Source organism: Synergistaceae bacterium DZ-S4, assembly GCA_025943965.1.
GTDB classification, from domain to species: Bacteria; Synergistota; Synergistia; order Synergistales; family Synergistaceae; genus Caenicola; species Caenicola nitritireducens.
In genome coordinates, this window is the sequence record JAPCWD010000024.1 from 1 (window position 1) to 9,629 (window position 9,629).

Annotated in this window: 7 protein-coding genes; 4 read left to right on the forward strand and 3 right to left on the reverse strand. The window is 45.3% G+C overall.

Going from position 1 to position 9,629, the window contains the following annotated elements:
- A partial coding sequence (locus OLM33_09900) for a hypothetical protein (protein ID MCW1713965.1) occupies window positions 1-312 on the forward strand: 312 nt, incomplete at its 5' end.
- Window positions 313-808: 496 nt separating this feature from the next.
- Here the strand turns inward: OLM33_09900 and OLM33_09905 are convergent.
- Together OLM33_09905 and OLM33_09910 are read right to left on the reverse strand one after the other, a co-directional pair.
- Window positions 809-1,489 (reverse strand): hypothetical protein, encoded by a 681-nt coding sequence (locus OLM33_09905; protein ID MCW1713966.1) that lies wholly within the window; start codon window positions 1,487-1,489, stop codon window positions 809-811.
- 77 nt (window positions 1,490-1,566) lie between these two features.
- Window positions 1,567-3,180, reverse strand: coding sequence for a hypothetical protein (locus OLM33_09910; GenBank protein ID MCW1713967.1), 1,614 nt, complete (start codon window positions 3,178-3,180; stop codon window positions 1,567-1,569).
- A 609-nt stretch (window positions 3,181-3,789) separates the two neighbouring features.
- On the opposite strand from OLM33_09910, the gene OLM33_09915 reads away from it, so the two are divergent.
- The 3 genes from OLM33_09915 (at window position 3,790) to OLM33_09925 (ending at window position 8,929) form a co-directional block, all read left to right on the forward strand.
- A complete protein-coding gene (locus OLM33_09915; GenBank protein ID MCW1713968.1) occupies window positions 3,790-4,392 on the forward strand; it encodes a type IV toxin-antitoxin system AbiEi family antitoxin domain-containing protein in 603 nt (200 codons plus the stop codon).
- A gap of 312 nt (window positions 4,393-4,704) precedes the next feature.
- Complete coding sequence (locus OLM33_09920) at window positions 4,705-5,337, forward strand: hypothetical protein (protein ID MCW1713969.1); 633 nt, start codon at window positions 4,705-4,707, stop codon at window positions 5,335-5,337.
- Window positions 5,338-6,181: 844 nt separating this feature from the next.
- Entirely contained in the window at window positions 6,182-8,929 is a 2,748-nt protein-coding gene (locus tag OLM33_09925) for a hypothetical protein (GenBank protein MCW1713970.1), read from the forward strand.
- Between the two features lie 105 nt (window positions 8,930-9,034).
- Here the strand turns inward: OLM33_09925 and OLM33_09930 are convergent, their stop codons facing one another.
- A complete protein-coding gene (locus tag OLM33_09930) occupies window positions 9,035-9,445 on the reverse strand; it encodes a helix-turn-helix domain-containing protein (protein MCW1713971.1) in 411 nt (136 codons plus the stop codon).
- Window positions 9,446-9,629: the final 184 nt, after the last annotated feature.

The following is a 9,629-nucleotide window of genomic DNA, read 5'->3' on the forward strand; positions in this document are numbered from 1 at the left end:
AAGCTAATATCAATGGGGGCTGATGTAAACCGCATGGGTCATGACGGCTGGACCCCCCTTATGGTACTTGCCGAAAACTGCCTTACAGGCACCATGAAAGAGCTTATTGATGCCGGTGCCGATAAAAGCATCAGGAACAATAAAGGCAATACCGCAAAAGATATTCTTGGTGCTTATTGCCCCGATAAAGTTGATGATTTTGAAAAATATATTAGTAAGAAAGATAGAGCGATTATAAGAGCTAGAGAAAAGATACTGAAGCGCGAAGACTCACTAAGATCTGTAGCTACCGGCATTGATTTTGACATATAGCACGCTTAACCTATTGGCAGGAGAGACCATCCCATAACTTCTGGATGAAAAAAAAGTCCCGACGAGGCATCCAGGATATACCCTAACTTCCGGGACTGGAGCAATCTAGCTGATAAAATAAGCACGATAGACTACGAGAAGAGAGATTCTATAAGTGATATAAATATCATGCATATAGCCAACAAAATAGTTGGCACAGCAGCAGCCTCTGAATTTTTAAAGCACTATAGGTGCATGGCTTGACAGTGCTGTTTTCGAGATGAAAACAGCACCGAACGCATATTTTAACGCCTCGCTTTCCACCTGTTGGGATTTTACAAGAAATCTAGGATAGGTTCCGTTTTTTTTCAAAGTTCTGTTCCTCAGCAAACATCCTTGCACTGTTACAAAATTTAAAAGGCCCTGGTGCGGTTATCACCGAACCGAGGCCTTTTTTTTATATTGATAGCCGAGTGGCACACTTTGACAAAGTTTTACGGTCTCATACGCATGTTATTTATATAATCCCGATTTCAAAGCTGCTATTCTCGTCAGAAAGCTCAATAAAACTTTCCGACAAAGATTTTCCTTCAGGACAGATTATCATAGTCGGCACTCGAAATTTACCTGATTTGTAAAGGTCGATGATTTTATCGTTCACAGTCTCCGCTCCGGTCACGACGACAAGGCCGAAAGGATATCCATTTGCCGACTCGCTTTCTCTTATAATGTTTTTCCAGATCGGGAGCAGGTCAGTATCGCAGTCCGAGACCTTTATACCGTTTTTCTTGATCTTTTCAATGTATGCGTCCAACTCGGCGGAACTCGCCTTGAACGGGCCGTCTTTTCTCAGGCGGGTGCCGCAATATATTATCTCAACATCCCGGTCTTCCCAATGGTTGGAATTTACGGTCGTGCGGAGTATTTCCCCAACGATCCTCCCAGTTTCCATCTTGTCATCCGATATGCTCCCGGAAGTGTCTACAGCAATGATTATCTTGCCGGGCACGGACTTTTTTGACGGATATATTATTGTCGTTCTCGGCGCCTCGAACCCGTGGTTTGCCGCATACTTTCTGTTAGCCGCGTTTAGCACAGTAGTTTTTCTGTTGTGCCTAGCATATGTTTCAGACCGGTTTGCAGAGTTTATCCTCCTGAAAAAATCGCTTAGCATAATATCGTAGGATCCAATAGCCATTGAACTTCACCTTTCTCCGCACTTGCGGTGTTTTTTTGCCGGCGGCTGCCGGTTATGTCAAAAGATGACACACGCTGTTATAAATTTCCGCCCCGCTCTTTTCGTTTCTTTTTAAGTTCTTCATAGTTCAATTTTGGGACTTTGGCCCTGTTCTCCATAGCCTCTGCTATCCAGCCGTAGAACTCTGGAACGGCATCCGATATAAGAACTGCCTTACTTATCCCTTCCGGATCCAGTTGGAGTGCTCTAAGGGCCTTATACCTGACCTTCTCGATAGTATCATCGGGAAGCGTCATATAGGGAGACAGCACCGGCATCTCTTCTCTTGGAATATTTACTTGTGAGCTACTGAAGGGATCTTTTTGACCTCGCATAATACACTCACTAAGTTCTTTAGAAATGAATCCCATCTCGTAAAGAAGGTGCTTGCCGTCACGATTTTCGTAATCCTCAAGCCTTTCGGCAAGGGGGGCGCTCACGCCTATGCTTTTCAGGTAGGTAGAGGGGGGTTCCGGAGCTACGGAGCGGAAGCAGAAACCGCCATCTTCGTAGGCCTTCCCGGTCGTAAAGTCGTTTTTCATGAGGAACGAAGGCACGGCGGACTCCTGGGCGGAAGTCCATATAACGAGGGTCCCTGAACCAGACTCTGTCAGAGCCTGCTCGAACATCTTCAGCTGCCTCATTGTCCATCTTTCAAGGGCAAGTGCGTATATTATTGTATCAGGGAACATGGATGAAGTACGCACGATCCAGCGGATGAAATGATCCATGTTGCCGGAGTTTCCGGTACGAAGCATGATAATGTCAGCGCTTCCGGCCATAGAGAGAGACGTGTTGGGGCCTCCGTTCCGGCAAATCATGGTATTGGTGTCCCGCACAGCCTCTTTTATGAATGCGCCAAGAATTTTTCTGGTGCCTTCAGGAAGCCTTTCCGTATAGGTTTTCAGACAGTTCTTTTCCTCAGCGCTCATGCAACGCGAACGGGCTTCCGAAAAGAGGCCTGAACTCCTTTCGCCCAAAAGCTCCCTGCAAAGGTCATTCGCTAGGGTCGCGAATATAGGAGTAAGCTTCGGCAGTTCGGGATCCTTTTTAGGCGACTTTATCGCCGAGGCCCATAGTCTGAACGCACAGCCGGCAATGGTCTTCAGCATAGACGATGATACTGCCTCCCAAAGCCACTGGGACATCTCAGGCGATTTTCTGACGCCTGATAGTATCATGTCAGAAACATGGCCCTTGAAAATCTCGAGGGATGTTACGGAAGGGCTGAAAAGGGCCTCCGCGAGAAAATCAATGTCGGTCGCATGGGGCATGAATTCAAAGTATTCGTCATAGTCATCCATAGCAATTTTTGCCGCCGCGGACTTCTTGGCGCCTCCTTTGCCGTCGCATGCAGAGAAGAACATACGGTCGAGTGGAAGCCTTGACCTGACAAGACTTTCACCGTCAGGAAAGGCTACGACATCGAATTTCTTGTTCCTTCTGTAAAAGCAGTTCTGTGATATATGGCGTTTTACAATGCCATATTTACCTTTAGGGTCCAGCCTACAACTCATGACAATGGAACGGGTGAAAAAATCCTCCGTTATGATATCGGGCCGTGCGGCTAGGGCTTCCGCCCTGTTCCTTGTCCGCGCCAGCCAGTGCTGCATGATTTCGTCCGCAGGTCCTATAAATCCTGTTGATCTCATCTGTAATGTCCTCCGTTTGTTAGAGCTGCCGCAGTCCGGCTTGCGCAAGGAGCGCTTTTTTAAGGTTGGATCTGTGGAAAGAAATTTTATGAAGTATTCAATATCTAGTCATGGACCAAGATAGCGAGCGTGCCTTTCTGTCTATGGCATGGAACGGGAAGCCTGGGTGTCCGTAATTCTCTCTCTATGATTTCGAAGGCAACTATTTAGCCCATGCCTAACAAATTCCTTCCTGTCTGATTTTTTTAATTCCGCAGGAGAGAAATAATTCTCCTGCGAATAAATTAAAGTCCGCATTTGCTGTACGGCAGCGGAGCACCGTTTACTGATTTCCACGCCTGTTAAGGCTGCGCGGTCGGCCTTTGGAGATCCCCCATTTTCGGCTGGGAAGCACCGGACATTATGCAAGACCGATAATATTTATGCTTATTGTTTAAGCAATACTATAGCATACTATAAATATTATAAATAGTCAAGCAGTTTTTAATATTTATTTAAAAAAATATATGTCTTTGGGGCTATAGAGAGCTTTGCCCACAGCTTCGGCTCAGTACAGCCAAACACTTTTACTTATATGCTAATATAAATTATAATAATAGCACAAAAGGAATGATAAATATGAAATACGATGAACTGCTTAATAAACTTACAGAGGAAAATAACGGTGTTCTGACCACAAAGGATGCTGTAGCCCTTGGCGTTACGAAACCGGCGTTTCAGCGCTTTGTCGAAAAGAACGGCTATGAGCGCGTCGCCCACGGGATCTATCAGAACCCCGATGACTGGCCGGACGACTTCTATGTGATCTCCCGCCGGAGCGAAAGGGCAGTGTTCTCCCATGGGACTGCGCTCTATCTTCACAATATGACAGATCGTGAACCGCTTAAGTACGCCGTTACGGTACCGACCGGTTATAACCCCACAAAACTGGCGGCTGACGACATCAAGGTATATACCGTCAAAAAGGAGCTGTACGGTCTCGGGCTTACCGAATGCGAAACGATGTACGGGAATAAAGTAAGGGTCTACGACCCTGAGAGGACAGTCGTCGATATCGTCAGAAGCCGAAACGGGATCGAATTCCAGACCTTCGAGGACGCGCTTAAAAGGTACGTGCGGAGAAAAGATAAAAACGTCAATAAACTCATTGACTATGCGAAAGAGTTCCATATCGACAAGATCCTTATCGACTATATGAGGGTGATGCTGTAGTCAATCACCCTCACCCATCCGGAACACTAACGAACCGGCTTCAGGTGGGGGCATGCAAAAGTCCGATTCGCGCTCCGCTTTGCGTATGTCCTATATCAGGAAAAATCGGAACCGGCGACGCTGTTCTTCACAGCGTTGGGCATGTATGAATTACTTTTTGTCATGCTGTAAAATATAGCGATTGCAAAAATTCCAATAATGTACAGGAATTCTGTTTCCTATACAGTGACGGTCTCTTATGGATATCATATCTCACAGTTTGAATCCTGAATATCTGAAAAAAAAATAATACTTTACTTCTGTACTAATTTCATGTACAATATCAGCACGAAAGGAACGATGTGTATGAAATACGATACGTTACTCAACGAGCTCACACAAGATAAAAAAGGCATTCTGACTACAAAGGACGCCGTGGCCAACGGCGTCACGAAGCCTGTGTTTCTGCGCTTCATTAAAAAAAACGGCTACGAACGTGTCGCTCACGGAATTTACCTTCACCCGGATGCGTGGTTCGATGAGAAATATGTTCTGTCCCTTCGGAGTCCGTTGATCGTTTTTTCTCACGATTCTGCACTGGATATGCATAATATGACAGACAGAGTACCGCTTAAACATACTGTTACGGTGCCTACCGGTTACAATCCCTCGAGATTTACAGCTAATTTTGATATTAAGGTATATACAGTTAAAAAAGAATTATATGAACTTGGAATTATGGAAAGCGAAACGATGTTTGGACATACTGTAAGGGTATATAACCCGGAAAGAACTGTGTGCGATATCATTCGCAGCAGGAACGGGATCGAAGCTCAGACTTTCGACGATGCGCTGAAGCGGTATGTTGAAAGAAGGGGCAGAAATATTCCTCGGCTTATGCAGTATGCGCGGGCTTTTCATATCGATAAGATTCTGACTATGTATTTAAGGGTACTCTTACCTTAAGAAGAAAATATTCCGGAGGGAACGACCCCGAAGCTGTCCTTAATGGACAATCCTAGGATGCGTCAATAATACCTCTTGTTTCTCCGATAGAAAGACCGAGGGTCTTAAGTATTTCACCAACAAATGCACGGTGCCTAGGTATCATACGGCCTTAAAGTCAGGCTAATATACCAACACCTGACAGCTGCAGGTCAAGGGGCAGTAAATACTTCTGATCACCCACCACAGACGGAATAACGACCGCAAGACCAAACCCCTTGCCTTTTTTTTTTTTTCCTCAAGGATTAACTCCAACAGCGGCGTATCATATAACCGCACTTCATAGACTATTTTCATAACTCCCAGTCCTTAATAAAATTTTCCGGAAACGGCAGGGAGAGTCTATCACAAGTTTCCTGTTTATTTCATCCCACTTCTTCTCTATTCCGACTTCAGTTTACATCTTCACAGGATAGGAATAACCGCCCGGCTGACGGCTTAATTTTGGCGTAAAAACTCAAAAACCGCCAAAATAAACGGTAAAAAACCGGGGTTAACAGATGCTTTCAAAGAGACAAAGGAACTCTAAAACCCTGTGATACCAAGCTTCCTTTAAATCCCAACAAACCGTACTGAAGAAAGGTGTACAAACCGCCTTAAAAGGGAAGGGAGCCATCCAACCGCCACCTTCTGCATCTGTATGCCCGCTTGGCCGCTTTGTCCGGGGGTCTTTTCCTTAAATGATTGTTTTGTGTGTTCGTCAAATGCTCTGTATATATACACGTTTCTCCGTTTCGTTGAATAACACTATTTCGCCAAATAGATTCTGAAGGAATCAAATAAAAACCTTCGGAGGCGAATCATCATGTCAAAAGTTAAAAACAACGAAAGAGCCATTAAAAGCATAGTCGATCCAGAACATCCGTTTTTTACCAATAATGGTGTTATTGACAACCCAGTCGATATCACCGGAGCGCTCGGCGGCATACCTGAAGCCTGGAACAGTTACGATATCGTCTATTCTCTGGACGCAGAGACACAGTCTTATACCGATGATATGGGAAATCTGCGGAATAAAGTCTTGAGCTACCAAATCGGAGCGTTGAATATCAAGAAAGGGACGTATCGCGAGTGTATTGTATTTCCCGAGAACGGCAAGAGGCTTCGTTTGAGAGACATTATTTCAAATGCCATCGGGCTCGCTGGGTTGGGGCGCACGCAGGCAAAGGGAGCCAACGTGCTTCAGCTCACACACTATGGAGCCATGGAGTGGAGCCTTTTTAAAGATCGCAAGGATGTCTCTTCATTGTTCAAGGAGGTTCATAAGGTTCCTGTTTGTTTGCGGAGCAAGGAAATAAAGTCCGTCCCTCTGAAAGGCCACCATTATGTCAAAGTTCTGTTCCGCAGCAGCGACACATATTTACACGCTCCGGCGGGATTCCGCAGTCTTGAGAAGCTTTCCGCGATGACACTTATGAAAAAGGTATCAATAGGTGACCGGATAAGTAATATGGAAGCTTTACTACGGAGCGACAGAGATCTTTTCATTCATTATGCCTTGTGCGACATTCGCGCGACACTTGAATACGAGGCTCTATTTCTCCATAAGGTATATTTGATGACAGGCACGCCGTGCCTTCCTGTTACGCTGGGGGATCTCTCCGTAAAGTGTTTTGATTCGATGATCCGGGATATGAACAATATCCCTAAAACGCCAATATTAAAGATCATCGAAAACGAACCGTTGCTGCGCTTGATGGGCAAGGAAATAACAAGCTATACAGATTCCAGGGGGCATAGTCGCAAAAGTTATAAATATACCGATAAATATTCATGGAATAAAACCTTGTGCAGCGACTCGTACTACGGAGGATTGAACATATCTTTCATTTGCGGCGAACGTAAGGCCGCTCCCGGCAAGGTCTTCCTGGACTTGGACTTTTCGGGTGCTTACCCAACAGCGCTCGCAGCGTGCGGGGATATCGACTTCAACGCTGTGTCTGTGGGCTATGATGAAATAGAACTGCGGACCGTGGATGAATTATTAAAGTATCTTAATATGGACTTATGCGACATTTCTGACGTCTCGCACTACTATTTCAGCCTGGACTTCAAGTGGGATCCGGACACATTATTCCCGTCCATTCCTTGCCATACCGATGCAGGCCTGATTTATCCGCTTAAAGGTTATACATACTGTACGATGCCCGAGTTGCTGTACGCCCTATCGACCGGGAAAGTATCTGTGACAATCACCGCATACACAGGATTTACCAGTAATAAAAACGCGTTTACTTTAGCCGGCGTGTTCAAGAAACTGACAGAAGAGAGGAAAAAATCGGTTAAGGGAACGCTTGAGGAGCGCATGTGGAAAGAGGTCAGCAACACGCTTTACGGCAAGATGGCGCAGGGGATCAAGGAACGGAAAATATATGACATCACGCGGAATGAATCTCGTACTTTGGGCCCTTCCCCGATCTCATGCGTGTATTATGCCTCGAGCTGCACCGGCTTGGTTCGCGCTGCCCTCTCTGCTGCAATAGATGTTTTAGGCAATGCTGAAGGGTGTTCAGTTGTCTGTGCGACGACAGACGGCTTCATCGCTGAGGTGCCCCTTCCGGAAGGTTTTGAAATCAAAACAGACGACAACGGACTCGTTGTCCCTCCTTCAATTGAAGAGCTCCTTGAGCCGGCGCTGTTAAAGCGCCTTGAAAGCTCGTATCCAATTCATCTGATGATAAAAGCCCGGCATAAAATGGGATGTGGAAACTGGCTTGAAATAAAGCATGTCGGTAATGAAGTTGGATCGTATAAAACAAGGGTAAACTGGCTGACCTGGGAAAGGGTCCAGCAATGCAAAGCAGCTTCCGGCATGCAGGTGGATGACTATAATAAAATAAGAGAGATAGCGTCGAGCGGCACTTTACTCGATATTCAGAAAAAACGACTGTCAAGCATGCGCGAGATCCTTGATGGTAGGGCTTCAGATCTTGTATCCCTGATCACCAAACAAAAGGCGTCCCTGGCACCCGACGGAAAACGCTTATATTCTGCAGACGGTCTTTCTTCATTCCCTCCCGCGACAGTGTCTGATGTGTTGAAACAGCGCTCTATTATTAAATATAGGAAGAAAGAGTTTGGTGAAGTTGTTAAACCGGAAAGTCTTCTTTTCTATTCTGTTTGTGCCCAAAAAAATGTCAACGTGCCCAAAACTAATGGATTATCAAGGGTGACGGAGATGATGGTTTTAAGGGTGATCGCCAGAATGGATAAGAAAAAGTATTTCGGCGGAAGATCCTATAAAGCAGTTGCTGAGTTGCTTGGACTAAAGGATTTTAAAAATTACAAACGTAAAGCACCTGTCTTTGGGTGTATCCCGGATTGTGAAGAATCAAGAAAAGTGATCATGGATATTGCCCTTAAGGTTGGCCTTTCGGGCAATGAGAATGAATTTGAAAGGCTTTTATTTCCTATAGAAAAATCCGGTTCTTACATGGAAATACCGGCTGCCGTTGATCCTTCTCCCGAAAATTATATCGATGACGAAGATTGGTCCTTGGATGACGAATCTGTCATTGACGAAGAAGAAAACGATGTCTGCGTGGCAGTATAAATTTAAGTTATAGGAATGATTCATATCATATTTTGAAGAATGATACTGATAGGAGAAGGAGGGTGGGTGCTGCTAAACCCCCTCCTCCTCCTTTTGTCGGTTTCGTTATTTGTTCTGTTTGTTTTCTGCACTTTCCGCCGCAAGACTCTTAAGGATAGTGGAATCGATTTTATCCTGATCCACGCCTTTTAAAATGGCCATGATCAAAACACAGTTTTTCTGTTTAACGTCCGACAGAACTTTATTAATCCCGTTATCCGTTTTCGCTATCTCCGTTTTTTCTCGTAGCGGGAGCGAGGTAAGCCATCTGTCTAGCTCTATCCTGGGATACCGTACCCATTTCGCACCCTTTTTCTCCGCACGAAGCCTTACGAATTTGGGGGGCGGAACGAGGCAACCCGGACACTTCGGGGATCGGGCGCAAATAAGATAGCTGACGGGCACACCGAGATATAAGGCGGCCTCTTCTGTCGTTAAAAGCGCTTGGTTCTTTGTGCAACAACACGTGTCGTTCATAGCAACATCTCCTTTAAAGGTTTGCTATGAATATATTGACGGTTTTAGACGTTTACCCACTGCTGTCCAAGATAGCTCAAATTTCAAAATGCCCTCCTGTAATAGCAAGGCTTTGTTAATCGTTATTGGACACATTTAAAACCAGGTTGTACTTCATGGTTTACTTGTTATTTTCCTCTTGACC

Excerpts from the sequence above, each read along its gene's own strand:
- OLM33_09905 (MCW1713966.1), bottom strand. The coding sequence starts at position 1,489 with ATGGCTATTGGATCCTACGATATTATGCTAAGCGATTTTTTCAGGAGG.
- OLM33_09910 (MCW1713967.1), bottom strand. The coding sequence starts at position 3,180 with ATGAGATCAACAGGATTTATAGGACCTGCGGACGAAATCATGCAGCAC.
- OLM33_09915 (MCW1713968.1), top strand. The coding sequence starts at position 3,790 with ATGATAAATATGAAATACGATGAACTGCTTAATAAACTTACAGAGGAA.
- OLM33_09920 (MCW1713969.1), top strand. The coding sequence starts at position 4,705 with ATGTACAATATCAGCACGAAAGGAACGATGTGTATGAAATACGATACG.
- OLM33_09925 (MCW1713970.1), top strand. The coding sequence starts at position 6,182 with ATGTCAAAAGTTAAAAACAACGAAAGAGCCATTAAAAGCATAGTCGAT.
- OLM33_09930 (MCW1713971.1), bottom strand. The coding sequence starts at position 9,445 with ATGAACGACACGTGTTGTTGCACAAAGAACCAAGCGCTTTTAACGACA.